Below are 24,734 nucleotides of genomic sequence, written 5' to 3'. Positions count from 1 at the left end.
CTCGGCGGCGATGTTGCCGCGAGTCAGATCCTGAGAAGGCGTCCCCATGAGCACCCCGTCCGATCCGCTGGTCTCCACCGCCTGGCTGGCCGACCATCTCGACGCGCCGGACGTGCGCGTGGTCGACGCCTCTTGGCACATGCCGGCCGCCCAGCGCGATCCGGGCAAGGAGTTCCTGGCCGCCCACATCCCCGGCGCGGTGTTCTTCGACATCGACGACATCTCCGACGAGACCAGCGACCTGCCGCACATGATCCCGACGGCGACCAAGTTCGCCTCGAGGGTCAAGAAGCTGGGCCTGGGCGACGGGTCGCGGATCGTCGTCTACGACACCACCGGCATCCTGCCGGCCGCCCGCGCCTGGTGGCACTTCCGCGCCATGGGCCACGAGGATGTCGTGGTGCTGGACGGCGGCCTGCCCAAATGGATCGCCGAGGGCCGTCCGATCGAGGACGGTCCCGCCTCGCCGCAGGAACGTCACTTCACCCCGCGCTGGCAGGCCGACATCTATCGCTCGCTGGAGCAGATGCGCGGCGTCGTCGAGACCGGCGACGAGCAGATCATCGACGCCCGCGCCGCCGGCCGCTTCGAGGGCCGCGATCCCGAACCCCGCGCTGGCCTGCGCGGCGGCCACATGCCCGGCGCCCGTAACATCCCGCTCTCGGCCCTGATCGCCCCGGACGGCACGATGCTGCCGGCCGACAGGCTGAAGACGGTGTTCGAGGCCGCCGGCGTCGACATCGACAAGCCGATCGTCTCGACCTGCGGCTCGGGCATCACCGCCTCGGTCGTGGCCCTGGCCCTGTTCCGCATGGGCAGGCCGCGCTCGGCCGTCTACGACGGCTCGTGGACCGAATGGGGCGGCCTGGCGGATACGCCGGTGGCCACGGGCCCCGCGACCTGATCACCGCATCGGCGGCGCGTACAGCAGGCCGGGCTTCTGGGCGTTCCACAGAGCGTTCAGGCCGCGGTCCAGCTTCAGCGCCGACCCACCGCCGATGTCGCGCTCGAAGATCTCGCCGTAGTTGCCGCCGGCGGTGATGGCGCGATAGGCCCAGTCGGCGTCCAGGCCCAGCATGGCGCCGTAGCCGCCCTCGCCCAGCAGCCGCCGCGCCTCGGGATCGGCGCCGGCCTTCATCTCCTTGGCGTTGGCCTTGGTCACCCCATGCTCCTCGGCCAGGATCAGGGCGTCGAGGGTCCAGCGGACGATGCCGGTCCAGGCCGGATCATCCTGGCGCACCAGCGGCCCCAACGGCTCCTTGGAGATGGCGTCGGGCAGGATGACATGCGCGCCCGGATCGTCCAGCACCGACCGCGCCGCCGCCAGGGCCGAGATGTCGGCGGTCAGGGCGTCGCACTTGTCAGCCTGGTAGGCCGCGCGGGTCTGCTCCTCGCTGTCGAACACCATGGCCGTGTAGGCGATGCCGCGTGAACGGAAGAAGTCCTCCAGGTTCTGGGCCGAGGTGGCGTTGCTCTGGACGCAGATCTTGGCGGTGTTCAGCTCGACGGCGCTGGTCAGGTTCAGGCTGCGGCGGACCAGGAAACCCTGGCCATCGAAATAGGAGATCGCCGCCATGTCCAGCTGGTCGCCGGCGTCGCGCGAGAAGGTCCACGAGGTATTGCGCCACAGGACGTCGACCTTGCCCGAGCGCAGGGCCGAGATCCGCTCGTCGTTGCCGAGGGGAACGAAGGTCACCTTGTCGGGCTCGCCCAGCACGGCGGCGGCCAGGGCTCGGCAGAAGTCGACATTGAATCCGCGCCAGCGGCCGCCATTGTCACGGAAGGCGAAGCCCGGCAGCTCGGGATTGACCCCGCAGCGCAGGGTCCCGCGCGCGCGGACGGCCTTCAGGGTCGGGCTGGGCGCGGCGGGCTTGATCTTCAGCGGGGCGACCGTCTCGGCCGGCGCGGGATCGGGAGACGATGCGGGACGATCGCAGCTGGCCAGGGCCAGCACCGCCAAAATCGCCAAACTGAAACGCGTCGACACCCGATCGCTCCTTGAACCGCGCGCGGCTGGCCTTAAACCACAAGCTCTACGCCGCGTCGCCGAAGAGTGCCCCCATGGATGAAGAAACCCGCCTGATCCGCAAGGGCTCCGAGCCGACAAACCTGGCCCGGGTGGTCAATCCGCCGATCCAGCGCGGCTCGACGGTCCTGCTGCCCAACGCCGCGTCGCTGTACGACGACAACCAGATCACCTACGGCATCACCGGCCTCTCCTCGCCCGCCGCCCTGCAGAGGGCTTTGGCCGAGCTGGAGGGCTCGCCGGACGTGACGCTCTATCCGTCGGGCCTGGCGGCGATCACCGGCGCCATGCTGGCGGTGCTGAAGGCTGGCGACGAGATCCTGGTGGTCGACAGCGCCTACAAGCCCACCCGCCGGTTCTGCGACCGCGTGCTGACCCGCTTCGGCGTCACGACGACCTATTACGACCCAGCCCTGGCGCCCGACGCCCTGATGGCCCTGGCGACGCCCAAGACACGGCTGATCCTGCTGGAGGCGCCCGGCTCCCTGACCTTCGAGATGCAGGACGTCCCGGCCATCGCCAAGGCCGCCAACGACCGGGGCATCATCACCCTGATCGACAACACCTGGGCGGCCGGCCTCTATTTCAAGCCGCTAGCGCACGGCGTGACGATCAGCGTCCAGGCCCTGACCAAATATGTCGGCGGCCATTCGGACTGTTTCATGGGATCGGCGACCACCATGGACACGGTGATCGGCAACCAGCTTGGCGACGCCATGTGGGACATCGGCTGGTCGGTCTCGCCCGACGACGCCTACACCATGCTGCGCGGCCTGCGGACCCTGTCGACTCGCCTGGCGCGGCACCAGGATAGCGGCCTGGCGATCGCCCGCTGGCTGCAAGGCCGGCCGGAGGTGTCGCGCGTGCTGCACCCCGCGCTGCCCGACGATCCCGGCCACGCCCTGTGGAAGCGCGACTTCAGCGGCGCCTGCGGCCTGTTCGGCGTCGTACTGAAGCCCCGCTCGCAGCGCGCCGTCCACGCCTTCCTGGACGCCTTGCAGCTGTTCGGCCTGGGCTTCTCGTGGGGCGGCTACGAAAGCCTGGCCATCCACTGCGACCCGCAGCTGAAGAACCGCTCGGTTCCCGTGGAGCTGGAAGGGCCACTGCTGCGCCTGCACATTGGCCTCGAGAACGTCGACGACCTGAAGGCCGATCTCGATCAGGCGTTCGAGAAGCTGGTCTAGACGACCGCGCCGCCCTTCCAGTCGCGGGCCATGAACCGACCCGCCTCGCCGCCCAGCACCGCCAGGGCCGCCTCGATGTTGCGCGCCTTGGCGGCCTCGGACCTCACGCTGGCGAAGCGGCGCAGCGCTTCCTTCTGAAGACTGGGCGTCAGGGCCGCCCAGGCCTTGGCGGCGGCCTGGTCCCGCTTCAGCCCGTCCGAGAACGCCTCGGGCATGGGATGGGCCGGACCGCCACGATAGGCGTCGTCGAAGGCGATGGACACCTCGACCGTGTCGCCCACCGCCGCGCCGGCCGCTTCGCGGACCTCGCCGTGCAGATAGAGGAAGAAGCCGCCATCGCCCCGGGGCATCATGTTGATCCGCCAGGGCTGGGCGGGCGCGCCATTGATCTGGACCCGCACCGGCATCGGCTTGCGCCAGCCTTCGCGCAGGCGCGCGGCCTGTCCAGGTTCGACCGGAACGAACGGGTTTATGCCGTTGATCTCGATCCGGGCCTGGAAGCGAAGGCTGGTCATGGCGGCCCTACAGGTAGCGCATTTCCGCCGCGCTGGGCTGCTCCCACCAGAGATTGTCACGACCGTTGCCGTAGTTGATCGGCGCGGCGGCCAACTCCTCGGGATCGGCGTCCAGCGTGGCCACCTGAACCGAGACGACCTCACCACCCAACTGTTCGACATTGGCCTCGCCGTACACCCGCACGCCGCAAGTCGTGCAGAAGCGATGGTCGCCGCTCATCGTGCCGAACTGATAGGCGCCCAGATGGTCCCGGCCGGCCAGGAGGCGGAAGGCGTCCGGCTTGAGCAGCGCGCCCCACGAGCGGGTCTTGGCGCAGATCGAGCAGTTGCAGCGACCCGTGCCGGCCGCCAGGTCGATCTTGGCCTCGTAACGGACCGCGCCGCAGTGGCAGCCGCCGGTATAGGTCTTCAGCATGGGTCGTCCCTCTCGATTGGCGTCGTTCGCTCGCTGGACACCGTTCTAGAGAGGGCCTGCTGCCACCCTACTGTCAGTATTGCGGGCGTCAGGCCGTGCGGCGGCCTCGCTCGACGATCTCGGAGACCGCGTGGGCCTGGGCGGCGACCTCGCCGACCACGATCAGCAGCGGCCCGTCGCCGGCTTCCGCCACGCGTTCGGCCAGGGTGGCCAAGGTGGCCGGATAGAGCCTGGCGTCCGCGCCGCCCGCCTTCTCGACGGCCACGGCGGGGGTGTCGGCCGGCCGGCCGGCCGCGATCATCCGCTGGGCCAGGTCGCCCGCGACGTCGCCGCCCATATAGACGGCCAGGGTCGCCTCGGGATCGGCCGCGGCGCTCCAGTCGCCCGACAGCTTGCCGGCCTCCAGCCGCGCGGTGGTAAAGACCACCCGGCGGGCCTCGCCGCGATGGGTCAGGGGGAAACCGAACTGGGCGGCGGCGGCGCAGGCGGCGGTGACGCCGGGCACGACCTCGGTCTCGACGCCGAAGCCGTTCAGGAACGCGGCCTCCTCGCCCACCCGGCCGAAGATCGACGGATCGCCGCCCTTCAGCCGCACCACCCGCAGGCCCTTGCGCGCCAGGCGCAGCATCAGGCGGTTGATCTCGTCCTGCTTCATGCTGGGCTTGCCGGCCCGCTTGCCGGTCTGGATGCGCACGCAGCCGGGCGGCGCCAGGGCGATGGCTTCCTCCGAGCACAGGGCGTCGTAGAGCAGCGCCTGGGCGCTCTCGACGGCGCGGAAGGCGCGGACGGTCATCAAGTCCACGGGTCCCGGACCGGCGCCGACCAGCAGGACCTTGCCGAGCTTGCTCTCAACCGACATGGGCGGGCTCCTTGGGAGTTGCGGCCAAAGCCTTGATCATGCGGGCGATCTCCGGACGGCAGGACCCGCAGTTGGTCCCCGCGCCCGTGGCCGCCCCGACGGCGTCCGGCGTATCGGCCCCGGCGGCGATGGCGAGGTTGACCGCCTTGGCGCCGACCTTGAGGCAGGCGCAGACCATCGGCCCCTTGTCGACCGGCGCGCCGGGCGGACGGCCGAACAGCAAGGCCGAGCGCGCCTCAGCGGTCAGGGTCTCTTCGCCGAATAGCTCGGCCAGCCAGTCGCGCGGCGGCAGGCGGCCCGAGGTGGTCATGTAGAGGACGGCGATCAGCCGCCCGTTCTCGACCCAGGCCTGGCGGCGCGCGCCGCTCGCGGGGTCCTCGTAGCTGACGAGTTCGCCGGCCAGCCCCTTGGTCAGGGCCTTGCGGAGGGCGTCGCGCTCGACAGCGTCGCCCCGGCCGGCGAACTCGTGCTGCTGGCAGGCGTCGTGGGGAATACGCCGCCAGACGAGGTCCGTCCCGACCGGGGAAATCAGGGCGGACCGGCTCAGGAAGAAACCCTTCCAGGTCTCGCGATAGGCGCGGACGCGGGCGGGCGTGTGCTTGAATTCCGGCTGGCCCGAGGTCGGGTCGACGTGCGACGCGACCAGGGCGTTGGCGCGGCCCGACGGCGCGAAGGCGTCGGTCCAGTGCATGGGCATGAACAGCCCGCCACGACGTTGGCGGTCGCTGACCTTGGCCACGGCGACGGCCTCGGCGCGCGAGGTCGTCACCCGCGCCAGGGCGCCGTCCTTCAATCCCAGGGCCTCGGCGTCGTCGGGATGGATCTCGACATAGGGTTCCGGAGCGTGCCGGCACAGGTCCGGGGCCAGACCCGTTCGGGTCATGGTGTGCCACTGGTCGCGGATGCGGCCGGTGTTCAGCGACATCGGAAACGCGTCGCCCGTCGCCTCGGCCGGCCCCTTCGGCTTGACCGGGACCATCCGGGCGCGGCCATCGGGCGTCTGGAAGCGGCCGTCGGCGAACAGGCGCGGCGTGCCCTTGCTGTCACCCCCCACGGGCCACTGGACCGGTAGGAGTTCGTTGTAAGCCTCTGGCGTCAAAGCCGAAAGGCCAGACAGATTCAACAGACGCCCTTCGTTCTCATAGGCCGTCAGGCGGGCCCATTCGCGGAAGACGCTGGCGTTGCTCGTCCAGCCGAAGCCGTCGAAGCCCATGGCCGTGGCGACGTCGGCCATGATCTTCCAGTCGGCGCGCGCCTGGCCCGGGGCCGGAAACAGGGCCCGCTGGCGCGAGACGCGGCGCTCGGAATTGGTGACCGTGCCGTCCTTCTCGCCCCAGCCCAGGGCCGGCAGCTTGACGTCGGCGAAGGCGGTGGTGTCGGTCTCGACACAGTCGGAGACCACCACGAACGGGCACCTGGCCAGGGCCTCCCGGATCGCGCCACTGTCGGGCAGGCTGACGGCGGGGTTGGTGGCCATCACCCAGATCGCCTTGATCCGCCCGTCGCGGACGGCCTCGAACATGTCGATGGCCTTCAGGCCCGGCGCGCGCGCCGTGTCAGGCGCCCCCCAGAAGCGGGCCACGCGGTCGCGATCCTCGGGCGCGAAGTCCATGTGGCCGGCCAGGGTGTTGGCCATGCCGCCGGTCTCGCGTCCGCCCATGGCGTTGGGCTGGCCGGTGATCGAGAACGGGCACGCGCCTGGCTTGCCGATCCTACCGGTGGCCAGGTGGGCGTTGATGATCGCCAGGCCCTTGGCCACGCCCTGGGCCGACTGGTTAGCGCCCATCGAGAACAGGCTGACCGTCCGCGCGTTGGCGGCGAACAGGTCGTAGAAGGTCCGCAGGTCCTCGACCGCCACGCCACAGTCGGCGGCGACAGCGGTGATCGACTGGTCATTTTCCGCAAGCGCGGCGATGACTTGCTCGAAATTGTTCACGTGCTCGGCGATGTAGTCGCGATCGATCGCGCCGCGCCGGATCAGCTCGGCCAGCAGGCCGTTCCACAGACGCACGTCGCTCTGCGGGGCGATGGCCAGGTGCAGGTCCGCGCCCTCGGCGGTGTCGGTGCGGCGCGGGTCGATGACCACGTGCTTCTGGCCACGCGCCCTGGCCGCCTCCATGCGGCGGAACAGCACCGGGTGCGTCCAGGCCGCGTTGTGGCCGCTGAACACCACCAGGTCCGCTTGGTCCAGGTCCTCGTAGCAGCCCGGCACCAGGTCGGCGCCGAAGGCCTGCTTGTGGGCGGCGACGGCCGAGGCCATGCAGAGGCGGCTGTTGGTGTCGATATTGCCCGAGCCGATGAAGCCCTTCATCAGCTTGTTGGCGACGTAGTAGTCCTCGGTCAGCAGCTGACCCGAAACGTAGAAGGCGACGCTGTCGCGGCCGTGGCGGGCGATCGTCTCCTTGAACCGCCTGGCGACCAGGGCGGTGGCCTCGGCCCAGCTGGCGACCTTGCCGCCGATGGTCGGCTCCAGGATCCGCCCTTCCAGTCCGACCGTCGCACCCAGGGCCGAACCCTTGGAGCACAGGCGTCCAAAATTAGCCGGGTGGACGGCGTCGCCGGCGACCGACACCGACCGCCCCTCGCCCACCATGCCCGCGACGCCGCAACCGACGCCGCAATAGGCACAGGTGGTCTTGATCGTCGGGAGCGCGGGGGAGCCGTCGGCCATCAGTCCGCCATCACCGGCTGGGCCAGCAGGACGCGGCCGTCCTTGACGAGGACTGGCACGACGGGCGTGCAGCCCTTGCCGGCGTCGGCGCCGGTGGGCTGGCCCGTGGCCAGATCGATGACCCAGCTGTGCAGCGGGCAGGTTACGCCATGGCCGTGGACAATGCCCTGACTCAAGGGGCCGTGCTTGTGCGGGCAGCGGTCAACCAGGGCGAAGACCTGGCCGTCGCCGGTGCGGAACACGGCGACGTCGCCCTGGGCCGTGGCCACCCGACGCGCGCCGCGCTCGGGGATGTCGGTCACGGCGCCGACGTCGCGCCAGTCGGGATCGATATGAGCTTGGAGGGTCATTCGGCCGCCATCTCCAGGGGAAGGGTCGCCATGGGCTTGAACTCGCCGGCCGCCACGCCGCCGGTGGCGCGTTCGGCCCAGGGGTCGATTTGGGCGGTCTCCTGCGACTTCACGAAGCGAGCGAAGAGCGCCGCGCGGTTGTCGAGGTCGTCCACGGTCGCCGTGCGGATCGTGTCGAGACCCACACGGGCCATCCACTTGTAGATCCGCTCCAGGTACCAGCCGCCTTCGCGATACATCTGCATGACCGCCGAGATCACCTGGATCGCCTCCTCCTCGGTCGGAACCTTGGTCAGGAGTTCGGTGCCCTGGATGTGCAGGCCGGCGGCGCCGCCGACGTGGATCTCGTAGCCGCTGTCGACGCAGATGACGCCGATGTCCTTGCAGGTCGACTCCGCGCAGTTGCGGGGACAGCCCGACACGGCCAGCTTGACCTTGGCCGGGGCCCACGAGCCCCACATGAACTTCTCGAGCTTGATGCCCAGGCCCGTGGAGTCCTGGGTGCCGAACCGGCACCAGTCGCTGCCGACGCAGGTCTTCACCGTGCGCAGGCCCTTGGCGTAGGCGTGACCGCTGACCATGCCGGCCTTGTTGAGGTCGGCCCACACCGCCGGCAGGTCGTCCTTCTTGACGCCCAGCAGGTCGATGCGCTGGCCGCCCGTCACCTTGACCGACGGGATGTCGTACTTGTCGGCGACGTCGGCGATGGCGCGCAGCTCGGCGGGGCTGGTCATGCCGCCCCACATGCGCGGCACGACCGAATAGGTGCCGTCCTTCTGGATGTTGGCGTGGACGCGTTCGTTGATGAAGCGCGACTGACTGTCGTCCTGGTACTCGCCCGGCCAGGCGCACAGCAGGTAGTAGTTCAGGGCCGGCCGGCACGAGGCGCAGCCGTCGGGCGTGGTCCATTCCATCGTCTGGAAGACGGCGTGCATGGACTTCAGCTCGAGCGCGACGATCGCCTCGCGCGCGTCGCCGTGCGGATGGTGCGTGCACTTGCACATCGGCTTGGGGCCGGTCTGGGCCTTGAAGCCGTCGCCGAGGGTCAGGCGGATGACCTGCTCGACCAGCGGCGTGCAGGACCCGCACGAGGCCGAGGCCTTGGTCACCGCGCGGACGTCGTCCAGCGTGGTCAGGCCCTGGGTCGTGATGGCCGAGGTGATCGCACCCTTGCAGACGCCGTTGCAGCCGCAGATTTCCTGCGTGTCGGGCATGGCCGCAACGGCCGCGCTAGGGTCCAGGCCCGAGAGGCCCTCCGTGATCGCTTGCCCGAAGATCAGGGTCTCGCGGATCTCGGCGACGTCCGTCCCCGCCCGCATCAAGTCGAAGTACCAGCCGCCGTCGGCCGCGTCGCCGAACAGCACAGCGCCGGCGACCTTGCCGTCCTCGATAACCACGCGCTTGTAGACACCGCGCGCGGCGTCGCGGAACACGATGTCCTCGCAGCCGTCGCCGCCGGCGAACTTGCCGGCCGAGAAGACGTCGACGCCCGAGACCTTCAGGCGGGTCGACAGCACCGAGCCGGCATAGGCGCCCTCGCCGTCCGTCAGCGCCTCGGCCAGGGCCCGGCACATGTCCCAGATCGGCGCGACCAGGCCATAGCAATTGCCCCGGTGCTCGACGCATTCGCCGACCGAGAACACGGCCGGATCGGAGGTGCGCATGGCGTCGTCGACGATGATCCCGCGATTGACCTGTAGGCCAGCGGCCTTGCCCAGGGTCGCGTTCGGACGGATGCCGACCGCCATGACCAGCAGGTCGCACGGCAGGATCCGGCCGTCCTTGAGCTTCAGGCCGGCGACCTTGCCATCCTCGCCGACGATCTCGTCCGAATGGGCGCCCAGCACCGTCTCGACGCCGCGTTCGGCCAGGGCCTCGCGCAGCAGGTAGCCGGCGCTCTCGTCGAGCTGGCGCTCCATCAGGACGTCCATCAGATGGACGACCGTGGCGGCCATGCCGCGACGGGCCAGGCCGTAGGCGGCTTCCAGGCCGAGCAGACCGCCGCCGATGACCACGGCGCGGGCGCCGGGCTTGCCGGAGGCCTCGACCATGGCCTCGACATCGTCGAGGTCGCGGAAGGTGACCACGCCCTTCAGGTCCGCGCCCGGCAGCGGCAGGCGGAACGGGTCCGAGCCGGTGGCCAGGATCAGCTTGTCGTAGGCGACTTCCAGACCGCCCTCGGCGACCACCTTGCGACCGTCCAGGTCCACCGCCGTGACGGTGCGACCGGCGTGCAGGGTGATGGCGTTGTCGCGGTACCAGGCCTCGTCGTTGATGACGATGTCATCGAAGGTCTTCTCGCCCGCCAGCACCGGCGACAGCATGATGCGGTTGTAGTTCACCCGCGGCTCGGCGCCGAAGATGGTGACGTCGTAGCGGGAAGGATCGCGCTTCAGCACTTCCTCGACCGCCCGGCAACCGGCCATGCCGTTGCCGATGACGACCAGACGTTCCTTAGGCTCTTTGGCCTTGGTCATGGCTATCTCGCTTGTCGGAGGAGGTGGATCAGACGCGGACCGCGGCGGCGTCGCCGTGCAGGGTCGGCCACACGGCGCGCCAGCGGGCCTTGAGGCCGTGGAGGGCGAAGAAGGCGAACAGCGCCAGCAGGGCGAAGCCGATGAAACCCGGCTGGTAGGAGCCGCTCATCTTCTTGGCCATGCCCAGGGTCGAGGCCAGGTAGAAGCCGCCGATGCCGCCCGTCATGCCGATCAGGCCGGTCATGACGCCGATCTCCTTGCGGAAGCGCTGCGGGGCCAACTGGAACACCGCGCCGTTGCCCGCGCCCAGGACCATCATCGAGAACAGCAGCACGGCCAGGGCGATGAAGGGCGACGGCAGCTGGAAGCTGGCGACGGCCAGGCCCAGGGCGGCCAGGATGTAGACGAAGCTCAGGGTGCGCACGCCGCCGAACTTGTCGGCCAGGGCCCCGCCGACCGGACGGATGAACGAACCGGCGAAGACGCAGGCGGCGGTGAAGAAGCCGGCGATGACCGGATCCAGGCCGTACTCCGAGTTGAAGTACATGGTCAGCGACGAGGCCAGGCCGACGAAGCCGCCGAAGGTCACGCCGTACAGCAGCATCAGCCACCAGGCGTCAGGGACCTTCAGGACGTCCATGTACTCGGCCAGCTTCTTGGGCGCCGGCTGCTCGGGCGCGTCCTTGGCCAGCAGCATGTAGACGACGAAGGCGACGGCCAGCGGGATGGCGGCCAGGCCGATCACGGTCTGCCAGCCGAACATCTTGGCCAGGGCCGGCGCGAACAGAGCCGCCAGGGCCGTGCCCGAGTTGCCGGCGCCGGCGATGCCCAGGGCCAGGCCCTGATGCTCCTGCGGATACCAGCGCGAGGCCAGCGGCAGGGCGACGGCGAACGAGGCGCCGGCCACGCCCAGGATGACGCCCAGGGCCAGCACCTGCTGGTAGTTGTGGATGCCGACCAGCCAGGCCAGGACCAGACCGGCCAGCACGATCAGCTGACCGATCATGCCGGTCTTCTTCGGCCCGATCCGGTCGACCAGCACGCCGTTGACCAGGCGCAACACGGCGCCGGCCAGCACGGGGATGGCGACCATCAGGCCCTTCTGGGCGGGATCGAGGTGGAAGTCCTTGGCGATGGCGACGCCCAGCGGACCCAGGATCACCCAGACCATGAAGCTGAGATCGAAATACAGGAAGGCGGCGAACAGGGTCGGCGCATGGCCGGCCTTCAGGAAATCGCGGGAGATCATTGTCGGCCTCGACGGATTGCGTGTCTGCGAGAGCGGGGCGTCGTCGCCCCGGGTGGCTGACCGCATCCGAGCGGTCCTCTGGCAGCCGCGAACGCCGTTGTTCGTTGGCCTTGAGGCTATAGAAGACGGGTGACGGGCTTCATGTCACCGCCATACCGCGCTGCGGCGCCAACGCGGTTTGCGGCGCACGATTGCTCAGCATTTATGCACGAGCGGCGCCCACGAAGCAGGCAGATCAGGCCAGCATCCGGCCGATGGCGAAGCCGGCGGCGTAGTCGCGCACGGCCTTGGGATCGAACGCCCGGCCGTCGAACAGCCGCGCCTCCACGGGACCGGCGGCGTCGGCGAAGGCCAGGGCCGGCTCCAGAATCGGCCCCAGCGACAGGGCCGCGTCGCGATAGAGGTCGGGCCGATAGACCCGATCGACCAGAGCCTGCAGGTCGTGCTCGGCGCCGATCTGGCCCCAGCGGGTCATCTGCGACAGGAACCAAAGGCCGTGCTCGCGGCGCGGCAGGCCGGCGGCGTCGCGATGGAAGACGATCTCGCCGCCCAGGGCGCGGACGATGGCGGCGGGGGGCGCGCCCACGCGGTCGGGGCGCGCCAGGAGCTCGACCAGCGCCTCGCGGTTCTCCGGCGCGTCGGCCCAAGCCGCGCCGCGCATCACCGCGCGGAGGCAGGCGCGCAGCTCGTCTGGTCGCTGCCTGGCCAGGGCGGCGGGCACGCCGAGCACCTTGTCGGGACCGCCGGGCCAGAACTGCGAGGCGGCGACCAGGATCCGGCCCACGCCTTCGGCGTCGGCCACCGCGTTCCACGGCGCGCCGACACAGAAGCCGTCGACCTCGCCCGCCCGCATCCGCTCGACCATGCGCGGCGGCGGAATGACCACGATCCGCACGTCGCGGTCGGGATCGACGCCGCCCTGGGCCAGCCAGTAGCGCAGCAGGTAGTTGTGCATCGAGTAGGGGAAGACCACGGCGAAGGTCAGCGGGCCCTCCCCGCGCGCGCGGCGCGCGGCGACCACCTTGGCGAGGGCCGCGGCGGTGACGGGCGGTCCGGAAAAGTCCTTCAGGGCGATCGCGCCGATCTCCTCGGCCAGGGCGATCGAGACGGTGACGGCGCTGCCGTTCTGGTTCAGGGCCAACGGGGCCAGGATCTCGCCCTCGCCGCCGGCCGTCGCGGCCAGGGCCATCGGCGCCAGCATGTGGGCGCCGTCCAGCGCGCCGACGGCGACCTTGTCGCGGATGGTGGCCCACGAGGCCTCACGCTCCAGGGTGACGCTCAGCCCTTCCTCCTCGAAGAAGCCCAGGGCCTGCGCCACGGCCAGCGGCGCGCAATCGGTCAGCGGGATGAATCCCAGGCGCAGGTCCGAGAGGCCGCTCATTGACCGTCTCCCTTCAGCACTCCGGCGAAGGCCAGCAGGTCGGCGGCGACCGCGCCGATCGGTTTTCCCCGGTCCATGGCCAGCTTGCGCAGCAGGCGATAGGCGCCGTCCTCGTCCAGGCCGCGCTCCTTCATCAGCAGGCCCTTGGCCCGCTCGACGGTCTTGCGCGATTCCAGATCGGCCTTGGCCTTGGCCAGGTCGCCGCGCAGTTGCTGCGTCAGGGCGAAGCGGCTCATGGCGACATCGAGGATCGAGCGCACCCGGTTGGGAGCCAGGCCATCGACGACATAGGCCGCCACGCCGGCGCGCACGGCCTGCTCGGCCAGACCGGGCTCGGAGCGATCGACGAACATCACGACCGCGTGCCCGGCGCTGGACTCCTTGAGACTATCGAGGGTGTCGCGGTCGGGGCTTTCGGCGGCGATGACCACCACGTCCGGCGCGAAGGCCAGAACCTCGGCCTCGTCATAGACGGCCGAACGGCGCACCTCGAGCGGCTGCACGCCCTCCAGCCCCTGGGCCACGAGCGCGGCGCGCGCGGTATCTGGATCAATGACGAGCACCCGCATCGGCTCCGTCCTAAGCGGCGCCGCGCCGCGCGGGGGAACTTTCCCCCACTGGGGGCGTCCACGCAGAGGATTGCACGAAATGCAGGCGCCGAAGACTTCTCCTTGAGCAAATCGGCAAGCCGTGCCGGTCCAGCGCCTTGCGCCGCGCGCCCGTGCCGTGACAGCGTCCGGACCCGCAAGGCCTTGCCGCCCGTTGCGTTGTCGCGTTCCCGGTGCAACCAAAACGTACAAGACCCCAAATCCACCTTGCGTTGTCCCCTGCGACGGCGCCAGATCCGGCGACATAAGCTTGAGCGGAGCCTTCTCGATGACTCTCTACCTGCTGGCCCTGCTGATCGGCGCCGTCGCGGGCCTGCGCGCCATGAGCCCCGTCGCCGCGGCCGCCTGGGGGGCGCGCCTGGGCTGGGTCCCGCTGGCGGGCTACCCGCTGGCCTGGCTGGGCGGCTGGATTCCCATCGTCGCCTTCAGCCTTCTGGCCGTGCTCGAACTGGTCGCCGACCAGCTTCCCAAGACGCCCAGCCGCAAGGTCCCGCATCAGTTCATCACCCGCGTGCTGACCGGCGCCTTCAGCGGCGCGGTGCTGATGATGCCCGCCACCCACTGGGTGCGCGGCGCGGCGCTCGGCGCGGTCGGCGCGGTGATCGGCACTCTGGTCGGCGCCGAGTTCCGCGCTCGTCTGGCCGCCAAGTTCGGCAAGGATCGTCCGGCCGCCCTGATCGAGGACGCGATCGCCGTGATCGGCGCCTTCGCGATCTTCGCGGTGGCCCTGTGACGACCGCCAGGTCCTTCGACGCGATCATCATCGGCGCCGGCCAGGCCGGCCCCTCGCTGGCTGGCCGGCTGACCGCCGCGGGCCAGACCGTGGCCCTGATCGAGCGGAAGGACTTCGGCGGAACCTGCGTCAACACCGGCTGCATGCCGACCAAGACCCTGGTGGCCAGCGCCTACGCCGCCCACCTGGCCCGCCGCGCGGCCGACTACGGCGTGGTGCTGGACGGCCAGGTCGGCGTCGACATGAAGCACGTCAAGGAACGCCAGCAGACCGTCGTCCGCAACGCCCGCGGCAATGTCGAGACCTGGTTGCGCGGCATGCCCGGCATGACGGTGATCCAGGGCCACGCCCGCTTCGAAAGCGCCGACACCGTCCGCGTCGGCGACGACCTGCTGACCGCGCCGAAGATCTTCCTGAACGTCGGCGGCCGCGCCAATGTCCCCGACATGCCGGGCGTCGACGATATCGCCTATCTGAGCAATGTCGGCATGATGCAGCTGGATACGCTGCCCGAGCACCTGGTCATCGTCGGCGGCAGCTATATCGGTCTGGAGTTCGCCCAGATGTTCCGGCGCTTCGGCAGCCAGGTGACGGTGGTCGAGATGGGCCCGCGCCTGATCGGCCGAGAGGACCCCGAGGTCTCGGATGCGATCCGCGAGATCCTGGAGGCCGAAGGCGTCACCTTCCGCCTGAACGCCGAGTGCATCAGCTTCTCGAACCTCGACGAGGGCGTCTGCGTCCACGTCACCTGCCAGGCCGGCGCGCCGCAGGTCGTCGGCTCGCACGTGCTGCTGGCCGTGGGCCGCAGGCCCAACACCGACGACCTGGGCCTCGACAAGGCCGGGATCGAGATCGACAAGCGCGGCTATGTCGTCGTCGACGACCAGTTGCGCACCAATGTCCCCGGCGTCTGGGCGATGGGCGACTGCAACGGCAAGGGCGCCTTCACCCACACGGCCTACAACGACTTCGAGATCATCGCCGCCCACCTGCTGGACAATGATCCGCGCAAGGTCAGCGACCGCATCAGCTGCTATGGCCTGTTCGTCGATCCGCCGCTGGGCCGTGTGGGCATGACCGAGGCCGAGGCCCGAGCCACCGGCCGCCCGCTGCTGATCGGCCAGCGCCCGATGACCCGCGTCGGCCGCGCCGTCGAGAAGGGCGAGACGCGAGGCTTCATGAAGGTGGTGGTTGACGCCGAGACCAAGCAGATCCTCGGCGCCGCCATCCTGGGCCTGAACGGCGACGAGGCCATCCACGGCATGATCGACCTGATGTACGCCAAGGCGCCCTACACGGTGATCTCGCGGGCGGTGCATATCCATCCGACGGTGTCCGAACTGATCCCGACGACGCTGCAGGAGCTGAAGCCCGCCTAGGCGGCTCTGCGGGCGTAAAGGAACTCGATCACCGCCGCCCGCGCGTGGACATAGGTCGGATGCTCGGCCACGGCCAAGCGATCGCGCGGGCGCGGCAGGTCAACGTCCAGCACCTGGCCGACGCAGGCGCGCGGGCCGTTGGTCATCATCACGATGCGGTCCGACAGCAGGGTCGCCTCGTCCACGTCGTGGGTGATCATCAGCACCGTGTTGTTCAGCGCCGCGTGGATCTCCATGACGCTGTCCTGCAGGTGGGCGCGGGTCAGGGCGTCCAGGGCCCCGAACGGCTCGTCCAGTAGCAGCACCTTGGGCTCCATGGACAGGGCTCGGGCGATGCCGACCCGCTGCTTCATGCCGCCGGAGATCTCGGACGGACGCTTGTCCAGGGCGTGGGTCATCTTGACCAGCTCCAGATTGTGCAGCGTCCAGTCGCGGCGCTCGGCGGCGGACTTGGCTCCGCCGAACACCTTGTCGACCGCCAGCGAGACGTTCTCGCGCACCGACAGCCACGGCAGCAGCGAGTGGTTCTGGAAGACCACGGCGCGGTCGGGACCGGGCGCGTTGACCTCCTGCCGATCCAGGATCACCGCCCCGGTCGTGACCGGGGTGAGACCCGCCACCACGTTCAGCAGGGTGGACTTGCCGCAGCCGGAGTGGCCGATGATCGAGACGAACTCGCCCTTCTCGACCTTCAGGTCGACGCCCGTGAGCACCTCGGTGCGAGCCGCGCCCTTGGTGAAGGTGACGCCGACGTTCTCGATGGAAAGATAGGCCTTGGCCATGTGCATGGCTCCCTAGCTGGCGGCGCTGCCGCGCGAGACGAAGTGGCCGACCAGGGCCACCAGGCGGTCGAGGAAGAAGCCCGTCACGCCGACCCAGGCCAGGGCCACGATGATGTCGGCGATGCGCGAGGCGTTGTACTGGTCCCAGATGAAGAAGCCGATGCCGACGCCGCCCAGCAGCATTTCCGAGGCGACGATGGCCAGCCAGCTCATGCCGATGCCGATCCGCAGGCCCGTGAAGATGTAGGGCGTGGTGGCCGGCAGCAGGATCTTGAAGAAGTACTCCACCGGCGACAGGCGCAGCACCTTGGCGACGTTGACATAGTCGCTGGGGATGTTCCGCACGCCGACGGCGGTGTTGATGATGATCGGCCAGATCGCGGTGATGAAGATCACGAACAGGGCCGAGGGCTGGGCCTGGTGGAAGGCGGCCAGCGAGATCGGCAGCCAGGCCAGCGGCGGCACGGTGCGCAGGACCTGGAAGATCGAGTCGAGCCCCCGATGCGCCCAGCGGTTGGAGCCGACGAAGACGCCCAGCAGGATCCCGCAGACCGCCGAGATCGAGAAGCCCACCCCGACGCGTTTCAGGCTGGTGAACACGTGCCAGAATAGGCCCTTGTCGACGCCGCCGTTATCGTAGAACGGATGCAGGATCAGATCCTTGGACTCCAGCCACACCTGCTTGGGCGACGGCAGGCCGGCATAGGAGTCGCCAACGATCGCCTGCCAGAGACCCAGAACGACCAGCAGGGTCAGGACCGGCGGGATCGCGACGCCGGCGACGGCCTTGGCCCGGCGGCCCAGCTCCGGCAGCGGCGACGGCCTGGCCGGCGCGATGGTCGCGACGGCGACCGCCGGCGCGGGCGCCGGGGCCGCGGGGGTGAACGAGGGCTTGGGATAGGTCATGGCGCGCCCTCTCCTCAGACCAGCTTCTTGATCGGCTGGCTGGCCAGGTAGGCGCCCGGATTGGCCGGGTCGAACACCTTGCCGTCGAAGAACCGCTCGACGCCGCGGCTGTCGCCGGCCGGACCGGCCTGGCCGATGGTCTTGGCCGCCGCGCGCCAGATGTCCGAGCGATTGACCTTGTCGACCAGGGCCTTGGTGTTGGTCTTCTGCGGCAGCACGCCCCAGCGGATGTCCTCGGTCAGGAACCACAGGTCGTGGGACTTGAACGGGAAGCTGGCGTTGTCGGCCCAGAACTTCATCCGGTGCGGCGAGTTCTTCAGGGTCCGGCCGTCGCCATAGTCCACCGTGCCCTGCAGGCGGGGCAGGATGTCGCCGATCGGCACGTTGACGTACTGGCGGCCCGAGACGATCGAGCACATGGCCGGCAGGTTCGAGGCCTTGTCGCACCACAGCTGCGCCTCCTGCACGGCGGCGGTGATCGCCTGGGCGGCGCGGGGATACTTGTCGACCCAGGCCGCGCGCATGCCCAGCGCCTTCTCCGGGTGGTTCATCCACAGTTCGGAGGTCAGGCAGGCGGTATAACCGACATGCTGGTTGACCAACTGACCGTTCCACGGCTCGCCCACGCAGAAGGCGTCCTGAGTGCCGGCCTTCATGTTGGCCACCATCTGCGGCGGCGGGATCACGATGGTCGCGACGTCGACGTCCGGATTGATGCCGCCCGCCGCCAGCCAGTAGCGGACCCACAGGTCATGGGTGCCGCCCCGAAAGGTCATGGCGATCTTGGCGATGTTTCCGGACGCCTTGAGCTGCTGGAACTTGGCCTTGGCGCCGGCGCTGTTCAGCCCGACCTTGACGCTCTTCAGGTCGTTGCCGACCGAGATCCCCTGCCCGTTCGTGTTCAGGCGGGCCAGGATGTACATCGGCGTCGGGACGCCGTTGGTGATGGCGCCGGTCGTCATCAGATAGGGCATGGGCGACAGGATGTGCGCCCCGTCGATGCCGCCTCGCTCGGAGCCCAGCACCAGGTTGTCGCGGGTGGCGGCCCACGAGGCCTGCTTGACCACCTCGAGGTCGGGCAGGCCGTATTTGGCGAACAGACCGCGCTCCTTGGCGATGATCACCGGAGAGCTGTCGGTCAGGGCGATGAAGCCCAGGCGGGCCTTGGCGGTCTCGGGTCCGGCGCCGGCGGCGTGGGCCCCCGCCGGGAAGGCGGCCTTGGCGGCGGCGACCGTGGCGGCCGCGCCCATCAGGGCGTGGCGACGCGTCAGGCCGGACGTCTTGGTGTCGGTCTTGCTCATGGTCATGCTTCCTGAGGGCTAGAACTTGTATTCGAGGGTGAGCCAGGTCTTGGTCCGCGAGGCCGGCGGCGCGGCCGTGCCGACCGGGACGGTTTTCACGCGCTGGAAGTCGGCGTATTTGAGCTGGACCGAGAGCTTGGCGGTGATGGCGGCGGTGAACTGCAGGTCCCACTCGTGGCCCAGGTTCGCGCCGGTCCGCTGATCGTCGAAGTCGTGGTAGCGGGCCACGATGTCGGTGTTGAAGAAGTACGTCGCCCGGAAGCGCGGCTTGATGTTCAGGCCGAAGTTGAGGTCCTCGATCCCATCGACGAAGCTCTTGTTGCCGCCCGGCGAGACGAAAGCGTCGGACCAGCCGTTGAAGGCGTGGACCGTGGCCAGGGGCGTGGTGAAGCCGCGTGTCCCGTCGCCTTCGAGGCTCTCGTAGGCGATCTTGGCCGTGTAGATGTCGAAGGTCCCGGCCAGGTCGGCGCTGAAATAGTCGAGGTCGAAGTTCGCCGTGTTGTGGCGATAGTCCGACTGGCGAGCGAAGGTGGCGTTGTAGGACAGCTGGTAGAGGCCCAGCCACGTCTTGCCCGACGCCTTGACGCCCTTGGTGATCGACGAGTTGACCGCCGAGTTGCCGAAGTCGAGGGCGTAGACGAAGCCTTGCAGCCTCAGCGCCTCGGCCGGCGACCAGGTGGCGTTGAACAGGTGGCTGTCGCTGTCCCAGTCACGCAGCTCGCCCAGGATGCGGTTGATGTGGGTGACATAAGCGTAGGTCGCCTTGAAGCGGCCCAGGGCCACGTCGGCGCGGACGGCGTCGAAGGTCTGTTCGTCCTGGCGCCAGCCGACATTGCCGACGAAGCGCTGGTCGTCCAGCAGGATGCGCTGGCGGCCGGCGGTGACTTGCAGCACCGCGCTGGGCGTCCAGGTCAGCTGGGCGCGGTTCAGCTCGGTGACGTCCGGATCGTTGACGATCGGATAGCGGGCCTTGTCGGCGCCGTTCAACGGCGCGGTCGCCGCGCCCGGCACGTTGACGGCGTAATGCTCGTTGCCGATCTGGCGGACATCCTCGAACTCGACGAGACCCTTGAAGCCCTTGAACTCGGCGGTCTCCCAGCCCAGGCGGGTGCGGACGGTAAAGGCGTCGGCCTTGTCCAGCAGGGTGGCGGTGCGGGTCTGGTCGACGGTCTCGTAGCGAGCCCGGACCTCCAGGATCAGCTTGCCGGCCCCGATCTGGTCGCTGATCGTCGGCGGCGGCGCGGGTGGCGGCGGTGGTTCGGCCGCCGGCTCGGGCGCGGCCTCGGCGGCGGGTTCGGCCGCCGGTTCCTCGGCCGGCTTGGGCGCCGGGTCGGGAGCCGCCTGGGCCCAGGCCGCCGTGCTACAGGCGAGCGCCATCGCGGCCGCACCGCAGTGCAGCAAAAGTCGAACGGATTTCATGCCTTCATCCCCTAAGGCCAAAACAAAAAGACGCCCGGCGAGACCACGCGCAGTGGTCTCTCCGGACGTCGTTGTCCAAGCTTGCCAGACGGCTACGGCGCCGACGGCGGCCCTTGCAGGCCAACGGGAAACGTCGTTGTCCCCCGTGTCGTGAACAGGAGGCGGCCGATACCTCGAACCGGCAATCGCAAAACCGCGTTCTCAGCGGCTACGACCCGCAAACAGTGTCGTTTTGCACAGCAGCAAAGCAGCTCCCGGCAGCGCTCTGCACGCTAATTCCGCGTTTCAACCGTCAGAACCCGGCCCATCCGCGATTCAGGGCCTTTAGATTTTCAGATTTTCACCGCCTCCCTTTCAGACGAAATAGATCCTGTTGCGGTTGCGATAGGGCGCGACACCCCCAGATAGCTGCGCAGACGCCGACGGAGGGTCGGCGCCCCTTTCCTGAGGGACAGTCTTCTATGCCCAACCTGTTCGACCCGCTGCGCGTCGGCGAGCTTACCCTGCCCAACCGCGTCGTCATGGCGCCGCTGACCCGGCTGCGCGCCGGCCCGACCCAGATCCCCAACGCCCTGATGGCCGAGTACTACGGCCAGCGCGCCTCGGCGGGCCTGCTGATCACCGAAGGCGTGCCGGTGACGCCGCAGGGCGTAGGCTACGCCGGCGTGCCTGGCATCTGGTCGCAGGACCAGACGGAAGGCTGGAAGCAGGTCACCAAGGCCGTGCATGACAAGGGCGGCCGCATCTTTATGCAGATCTGGCACGTGGGCCGGATCTCCGACCCGTCGCACCTGAACGGCGAGCTGCCCGTCGCCCCCAGCGCCATCGCCGCCAAGGGCCATGTCAGCCTGCTGCGCCCCGAACGCCCCTACCCCACGCCGCGCGCCCTCTCGACCGAGGAAGTCGCCGGCGTCGTCGAGGCCTTCCGCAAGGGCGCCCAGAACGCCAAGGCCGCCGGTTTCGACGGCGTGCAGATCCACGGCGCCAACGGCTACCTGCTCGACCAGTTCCTGCAGGACGGCTCCAACACTCGCACCGACCAGTATGGCGGCTCGATCGAGAACCGCGCCCGCCTGCTGCTGGAAGTCGTCGACGCGGTTGTCTCCGTGTGGGGCGCCGGTCGCGTCGGCGTCCACCTGGCCCCGCGCGCCGACAGCCACTCGATGGGCGACAGCAACCTGGCCGCCACCTTCGGCTACGTCGCCAAGGCCCTGGGCGAGCGTAAGATCGCCTTCGTCTCGGCCCGTGAATACGAGGCCGCCGACAGCCTGGGTCCGGCGCTGAAGGCCGCGTTCGGCGGGCTCTACTTCGCCAACGAGAAGTTCGACCTCGACAGCGCCAACGCTGCGATCGCAACCGGCAAGGCCGACGCGGTGATGTTCGGCAAGGCCTACATCGCCAATCCGGACCTCGTGGAACGCCTACAAAAGCGCGCGCCGCTGAACGCGCCCGACTTCGCGACGTTCTACGGCTCCGACGCCAAGGGCTATACCGACTATCCGACGCTTGAGCAGGTCAGCGAGTTGGCCGAATAAGGCCCGCGGGCGCGCCCTCTAGGCCGGGATCAGCCCCTCGGCCATGTAGGCGCGCCCCACCGCCTCGGCGACCTTGATGCCGTCCACCGCCGCCGAGAGGATGCCGCCAGCATAGCCCGCGCCCTCGCCGGCCGGGAACAGGCCGGCGGTGTTCAGGCTCTGGAAGTCCTTGCCCCGCGTGATCCGGATCGGCGAGGACGTCCGGGTCTCGACGCCAGTCAGGATGACGTCCGGATGGTCGTAGCCGGCGATCTGGCGACCGAACACCGGCAAGGCCTCGCGCATCGCCTCGATCACGAAGTCCGGCAGGCAGGCCGACAGGTCCGTCGGGGTCACGCCCGGCTTGTAGGACGGCAGGACCTCGCCGAATTCCGTCGACGGCTGGCCGACCATGAAGTCGCCGACCTTCTGGCCCGGCGCCTTGTAGCTGGAGCCGCCGGCGACATAGGCCAGGCTCTCCCACTTGCGCTGGAACTCGACGCCCGCCAGCGGATGACCCGGATAGTCACGCTCGGGATCGATGCCGACGACGAAGCCGGAATTGGCGTTCCGCTCGTTGCGGGAATACTGGCTCATGCCGTTGGTCACGACCCGTCCGGGCTCCGACGTCGCTGCAACCACCGTGCCGCCCGGACACATGCAGAAGCTGTAGACCGTGCGGCCGTTCTTGCAGTGGTGCGACAGGCTGTAGTCGGCCGCGCCCAGATCGGGGTGGCCGGCGCAGGCCCCGAACCGGGCCTTATCCATCCACGACTGCGGATGCTCGATCCGCACCCCGATCGAGAACGGCTTGGCCTCGATGTGGACGCCGCGATCATAGAGCACCTGGAAGGTGTCGCGCGCGCTATGGCCCAGGGCCATGACCACGTGACGGGCCGGCAGGTAGCCTTCCCCGGCGATATGCAGCCCCTTCAGCTGGCGCGCGCCGTCGGCGGCGACCTCGATGTCGAAGTCCTCGACCTTGTGCCGCCAGCGATACTCGCCGTCCAGGCTCTCGATGAGCGCGCGCATCTGCTCGACCATGTGCACCAGGCGGAAGGTGCCGATGTGCGGGTGAGCCTCTGTCAGGATCTCTTCCGGCGCGCCGGCCGCGACGAACTCCTCCAGCACCTTGCGGCCCAGAAAGCGCGGGTCCTTGATCTGGCTGTACAGCTTGCCGTCCGAGAAGGTCCCCGCCCCGCCCTCGCCGAACTGGACGTTGGATTCCGGGTTCAGCTCGCTCTTGCGCCACAGGTCCCAGGTGTCCTTGGTTCGTTCGCGCACGACCTTGCCGCGATCGACGATGATCGGCTTGAGGCCCATCTGGGCCAGGATCAGGCCGGCGAACAGGCCGCAGGGGCCGGCGCCGATGACCACCGGGCGTGGGCCGTCGAAGCCTTCCGGCGCCTTGGCCACGAACCTGTAATCGGTGTCGGGCGTGACGCGCACATGGTGGTCGCCCTCGAAGCGGCGCAGCACCTCGGCCTCGTCGCGCAGTTCGACGTCGACCGAATAGACCATCAGGATCGCCGACTTGCGGCGCGCGTCGTGGGCGCGCCGGGCGACCCCATGGCTCAGCAGGTCCTCGGGCGCGATGCCGAGGCGCTCGACAATGGCCGGCGCCATGGCCTCCGGCGGATGGCCGAGCGGCAGCTTCAATTCCGAAATACGCAGCATGGCGCGGGTCTTAGCCGGAAGCGCGCCGCCGCGCTACTCGGCGCTCAGCCCTTCGGATAGCCGCCGACCTCCTGCTCGTCGTCGATGACCCGCCCCGTACCCGCCTTCACCTCGCGGACGATCCGACGGTCGACGGCGTCGCGGTCCCACGGCCGCGCCCCGGCATTGGCCAGGACATGGGCCTCGACCTGGCTGGACGGCATCAGCTTCAGCCCCGCCGGCCAGAACGGCGGCTTGGTCAGATGCTTGATCTTCGGGAACGGGTCGGTGTTGAGGATCCGCACTGGCGGCATCTCGGTCCCGTCGGCGTAGTGGGCCGGGTTGTCGAAGGCATAGAGCTCCAGATCCCCCTGCCCCTCGACAATCAGGAACGGCAGGTCCGGCCGCGTCGAGGCCCCGCCCTTCACCACATTGCCAGCGATGGCCAACTGGCCGACGCGCCATTGGTGGCCGACCCACTCGCTGGCGTTCAGGGCGTAGTGCATGCAGCGCGTGCCGGGGTCGTAGATCAGGTTGTTCACCGTCACCGCCTCGACCCCGCCCTTGAACAGCTGGTTGCGCTCGCGATTGTGGGCGTAGAGGTTCCGCGCGATCAGCACCTCGTAGGCGTTGTCGTGGATCAGGCTGCCCTTGGAGTGCTCGCCCTTCACGTGGCTGGCGTTCGACAGGCCTTCGGCGACGATGTTGTTGCTGAAGGTGATGCGGTGCGAGGTCCCATCGCGCCAACCGGCCGGATCCTCGCCACCTGAGAAGCGCGGGCCCGAGGCCGACAGGTTCTCGTCCGTGGCCCAGCTGGTCGAGCAGTGGTCGACGATGACGTCGCGCGCCTTCCAGCAGGTGATGCCGTCAACCTCCCAGCCGCTCTTGCTGGGTTCGCCGTCGCGGCCGGCGCGCACGCGGATGTGACGGATGATGACGTCGTGACTCTCGATGGCCAGGCTGCCCTTGATCAGGGTGATCCCCGGCGACGGCGCGGTCTCGCCGGCGATGGTCAAGAACGGCTCGGTGACCTTGAGGCTGTGACGCGCCAGGTCGATCACCCCGCCGACGTCGAACACGATCGTGCGCGGCCCCTTGGCGGCGATAGCTTCCCGCAGCGAGCCCGGACCGCCGCCGGCCAGGGTCTTGACCCGGATCACCTTGCCGGCGTCGCCGCCGGGCGTCTTGCCGGCCCAGCCCAGGCGCTCGAACGGCGCCTTGCGGGGCGAGGCCAGGGCGAGGCCAGGCGTGGCCGCCAGGGCGGCGGCCAGCAGGGTGTCGCGACGGGTGATCATGGTAGCCCTCCCTC

At 69.4% G+C, this 24,734-nt stretch carries 21 protein-coding genes; 5 read left to right on the top strand and 16 right to left on the bottom strand.

The window, feature by feature from the left end; genetic code table 11:
• Window positions 1-46: 46 nt before the first annotated feature.
• Window positions 47-904: a 3-mercaptopyruvate sulfurtransferase gene (sseA, locus tag K8940_RS10655; RefSeq protein ID WP_223395380.1), complete on the top strand. Its 858-nt coding sequence runs from the start codon at window positions 47-49 to the stop codon at window positions 902-904.
• Here the strand turns inward: sseA and K8940_RS10650 are convergent, their stop codons facing one another.
• Window positions 905-1,987 (bottom strand): amino acid ABC transporter substrate-binding protein, encoded by a 1,083-nt coding sequence (locus K8940_RS10650; protein WP_223395378.1) that lies wholly within the window; start codon window positions 1,985-1,987, stop codon window positions 905-907.
• 74 nt (window positions 1,988-2,061) lie between these two features.
• On the opposite strand from K8940_RS10650, the gene metC reads away from it, so the two are divergent.
• The gene (gene metC / locus K8940_RS10645) at window positions 2,062-3,210 is read left to right on the top strand and encodes a cystathionine beta-lyase (RefSeq protein ID WP_223395376.1); all 1,149 of its coding nucleotides are present in this window, start codon (window positions 2,062-2,064) and stop codon (window positions 3,208-3,210) included.
• Here metC and K8940_RS10640 read toward each other — a convergent pair.
• From K8940_RS10640 to K8940_RS10600, 9 genes are all read right to left on the bottom strand, one after another.
• Window positions 3,207-3,725, bottom strand: coding sequence for a DUF1905 domain-containing protein (locus tag K8940_RS10640; RefSeq protein ID WP_223395374.1), 519 nt, complete (start codon window positions 3,723-3,725; stop codon window positions 3,207-3,209). The genes metC and K8940_RS10640 overlap by 4 nt on opposite strands.
• Before the next feature lie 7 nt (window positions 3,726-3,732).
• Window positions 3,733-4,140 carry a GFA family protein gene (locus K8940_RS10635; RefSeq protein ID WP_223395372.1) on the bottom strand — a complete coding sequence of 136 codons (408 nt, stop codon included), beginning with the start codon at window positions 4,138-4,140 and terminating at the stop codon, window positions 3,733-3,735.
• A gap of 88 nt (window positions 4,141-4,228) precedes the next feature.
• Window positions 4,229-4,999, bottom strand: coding sequence for a uroporphyrinogen-III C-methyltransferase (gene cobA / locus K8940_RS10630; RefSeq protein ID WP_223395370.1), 771 nt, complete (start codon window positions 4,997-4,999; stop codon window positions 4,229-4,231).
• Window positions 4,989-7,670 carry a nitrate reductase gene (locus K8940_RS10625; protein ID WP_223395368.1) on the bottom strand — a complete coding sequence of 894 codons (2,682 nt, stop codon included), beginning with the start codon at window positions 7,668-7,670 and terminating at the stop codon, window positions 4,989-4,991. The genes cobA and K8940_RS10625 overlap by 11 nt, the downstream gene beginning before the upstream one ends.
• The gene (gene nirD / locus K8940_RS10620) at window positions 7,670-8,020 is read right to left on the bottom strand and encodes a nitrite reductase small subunit NirD (protein WP_223395366.1); all 351 of its coding nucleotides are present in this window, start codon (window positions 8,018-8,020) and stop codon (window positions 7,670-7,672) included. The genes K8940_RS10625 and nirD overlap by 1 nt, the downstream gene beginning before the upstream one ends.
• Window positions 8,017-10,497 carry a nitrite reductase large subunit NirB gene (gene nirB / locus K8940_RS10615; RefSeq protein ID WP_223395364.1) on the bottom strand — a complete coding sequence of 827 codons (2,481 nt, stop codon included), beginning with the start codon at window positions 10,495-10,497 and terminating at the stop codon, window positions 8,017-8,019. The genes nirD and nirB overlap by 4 nt, the downstream gene beginning before the upstream one ends.
• A 28-nt stretch (window positions 10,498-10,525) precedes the next feature.
• On the bottom strand, window positions 10,526-11,746 hold the full coding sequence (locus K8940_RS10610) for a nitrate/nitrite transporter (RefSeq protein WP_223395362.1): 1,221 nt from the start codon (window positions 11,744-11,746) through the stop codon (window positions 10,526-10,528).
• Window positions 11,747-11,981: 235 nt separating this feature from the next.
• Window positions 11,982-13,127, bottom strand: coding sequence for a CmpA/NrtA family ABC transporter substrate-binding protein (locus K8940_RS10605; RefSeq protein WP_223395361.1), 1,146 nt, complete (start codon window positions 13,125-13,127; stop codon window positions 11,982-11,984).
• Window positions 13,124-13,696 carry an ANTAR domain-containing response regulator gene (locus tag K8940_RS10600; RefSeq protein WP_223395360.1) on the bottom strand — a complete coding sequence of 191 codons (573 nt, stop codon included), beginning with the start codon at window positions 13,694-13,696 and terminating at the stop codon, window positions 13,124-13,126. The genes K8940_RS10605 and K8940_RS10600 overlap by 4 nt, the downstream gene beginning before the upstream one ends.
• Window positions 13,697-14,003: 307 nt before the next feature.
• Between K8940_RS10600 and K8940_RS10595 the strand changes: the two genes are divergently transcribed.
• A complete protein-coding gene (locus K8940_RS10595) occupies window positions 14,004-14,468 on the top strand; it encodes a DUF4126 family protein (protein ID WP_223395359.1) in 465 nt (154 codons plus the stop codon).
• Window positions 14,465-15,847, top strand: a complete 1,383-nt coding sequence (locus tag K8940_RS10590; protein WP_223395358.1) for an FAD-containing oxidoreductase — start codon at window positions 14,465-14,467, stop codon at window positions 15,845-15,847. The genes K8940_RS10595 and K8940_RS10590 overlap by 4 nt, the downstream gene beginning before the upstream one ends.
• Here K8940_RS10590 and K8940_RS10585 read toward each other — a convergent pair.
• Genes K8940_RS10585 through K8940_RS10570 form a run of 4 tightly spaced genes read right to left on the bottom strand, consistent with a single transcriptional unit; the run spans window position 15,844 to window position 20,255 of the window.
• On the bottom strand, window positions 15,844-16,629 hold the full coding sequence (locus K8940_RS10585; RefSeq protein WP_223395357.1) for an ABC transporter ATP-binding protein: 786 nt from the start codon (window positions 16,627-16,629) through the stop codon (window positions 15,844-15,846). The two genes, K8940_RS10590 and K8940_RS10585, sit on opposite strands and share 4 nt — an antisense overlap.
• Window positions 16,630-16,641: 12 nt before the next feature.
• Window positions 16,642-17,535, bottom strand: coding sequence for a nitrate ABC transporter permease (gene ntrB / locus K8940_RS10580; protein ID WP_223395356.1), 894 nt, complete (start codon window positions 17,533-17,535; stop codon window positions 16,642-16,644).
• 14 nt (window positions 17,536-17,549) lie between these two features.
• Window positions 17,550-18,842, bottom strand: coding sequence for a CmpA/NrtA family ABC transporter substrate-binding protein (locus K8940_RS10575; RefSeq protein ID WP_223395355.1), 1,293 nt, complete (start codon window positions 18,840-18,842; stop codon window positions 17,550-17,552).
• Window positions 18,843-18,854: 12 nt separating this feature from the next.
• Entirely contained in the window at window positions 18,855-20,255 is a 1,401-nt protein-coding gene (locus tag K8940_RS10570; protein WP_223395353.1) for an alginate export family protein, read from the bottom strand.
• 461 nt (window positions 20,256-20,716) lie between these two features.
• On the opposite strand from K8940_RS10570, the gene K8940_RS10565 reads away from it, so the two are divergent.
• The gene (locus K8940_RS10565; protein WP_223395351.1) at window positions 20,717-21,790 is read left to right on the top strand and encodes an alkene reductase; all 1,074 of its coding nucleotides are present in this window, start codon (window positions 20,717-20,719) and stop codon (window positions 21,788-21,790) included.
• 18 nt (window positions 21,791-21,808) lie between these two features.
• Here the strand turns inward: K8940_RS10565 and K8940_RS10560 are convergent, their stop codons facing one another.
• Together K8940_RS10560 and K8940_RS10555 are read right to left on the bottom strand one after the other, a co-directional pair.
• Window positions 21,809-23,446, bottom strand: coding sequence for an NAD(P)/FAD-dependent oxidoreductase (locus K8940_RS10560; protein ID WP_223395350.1), 1,638 nt, complete (start codon window positions 23,444-23,446; stop codon window positions 21,809-21,811).
• A 44-nt stretch (window positions 23,447-23,490) separates the two neighbouring features.
• A complete protein-coding gene (locus K8940_RS10555) occupies window positions 23,491-24,720 on the bottom strand; it encodes a polysaccharide lyase family 1 protein (protein WP_223395349.1) in 1,230 nt (409 codons plus the stop codon).
• Window positions 24,721-24,734 lie beyond the last annotated feature (14 nt).

The organism is Caulobacter segnis (genome assembly GCF_019931575.1).
Classification (GTDB): domain Bacteria; phylum Pseudomonadota; class Alphaproteobacteria; order Caulobacterales; family Caulobacteraceae; genus Caulobacter; species Caulobacter segnis_C.
This window is presented reverse-complemented; position numbering and strand designations above follow the sequence as displayed.

Bases quoted from the DNA above. Each gene is read 5' to 3' on its own strand.
- cobA (WP_223395370.1), bottom strand. From the start codon at position 4,999: ATGTCGGTTGAGAGCAAGCTCGGCAAGGTCCTGCTGGTCGGCGCCGGT.
- K8940_RS10635 (WP_223395372.1), bottom strand. From the start codon at position 4,140: ATGCTGAAGACCTATACCGGCGGCTGCCACTGCGGCGCGGTCCGTTAC.
- ntrB (WP_223395356.1), bottom strand. From the start codon at position 17,535: ATGACCTATCCCAAGCCCTCGTTCACCCCCGCGGCCCCGGCGCCCGCG.
- K8940_RS10595 (WP_223395359.1), top strand. From the start codon at position 14,004: ATGACTCTCTACCTGCTGGCCCTGCTGATCGGCGCCGTCGCGGGCCTG.
- K8940_RS10570 (WP_223395353.1), bottom strand. From the start codon at position 20,255: ATGAAATCCGTTCGACTTTTGCTGCACTGCGGTGCGGCCGCGATGGCG.
- K8940_RS10625 (WP_223395368.1), bottom strand. From the start codon at position 7,670: ATGGCCGACGGCTCCCCCGCGCTCCCGACGATCAAGACCACCTGTGCC.
- metC (WP_223395376.1), top strand. From the start codon at position 2,062: ATGGATGAAGAAACCCGCCTGATCCGCAAGGGCTCCGAGCCGACAAAC.
- nirD (WP_223395366.1), bottom strand. From the start codon at position 8,020: ATGACCCTCCAAGCTCATATCGATCCCGACTGGCGCGACGTCGGCGCC.
- K8940_RS10605 (WP_223395361.1), bottom strand. From the start codon at position 13,127: ATGAGCGGCCTCTCGGACCTGCGCCTGGGATTCATCCCGCTGACCGAT.
- K8940_RS10610 (WP_223395362.1), bottom strand. From the start codon at position 11,746: ATGATCTCCCGCGATTTCCTGAAGGCCGGCCATGCGCCGACCCTGTTC.
- K8940_RS10555 (WP_223395349.1), bottom strand. From the start codon at position 24,720: ATGATCACCCGTCGCGACACCCTGCTGGCCGCCGCCCTGGCGGCCACG.
- K8940_RS10565 (WP_223395351.1), top strand. From the start codon at position 20,717: ATGCCCAACCTGTTCGACCCGCTGCGCGTCGGCGAGCTTACCCTGCCC.
- K8940_RS10560 (WP_223395350.1), bottom strand. From the start codon at position 23,446: ATGCTGCGTATTTCGGAATTGAAGCTGCCGCTCGGCCATCCGCCGGAG.
- K8940_RS10600 (WP_223395360.1), bottom strand. From the start codon at position 13,696: ATGCGGGTGCTCGTCATTGATCCAGATACCGCGCGCGCCGCGCTCGTG.
- K8940_RS10585 (WP_223395357.1), bottom strand. From the start codon at position 16,629: ATGGCCAAGGCCTATCTTTCCATCGAGAACGTCGGCGTCACCTTCACC.
- nirB (WP_223395364.1), bottom strand. From the start codon at position 10,497: ATGACCAAGGCCAAAGAGCCTAAGGAACGTCTGGTCGTCATCGGCAAC.
- sseA (WP_223395380.1), top strand. From the start codon at position 47: ATGAGCACCCCGTCCGATCCGCTGGTCTCCACCGCCTGGCTGGCCGAC.
- K8940_RS10575 (WP_223395355.1), bottom strand. From the start codon at position 18,842: ATGACCATGAGCAAGACCGACACCAAGACGTCCGGCCTGACGCGTCGC.
- K8940_RS10640 (WP_223395374.1), bottom strand. From the start codon at position 3,725: ATGACCAGCCTTCGCTTCCAGGCCCGGATCGAGATCAACGGCATAAAC.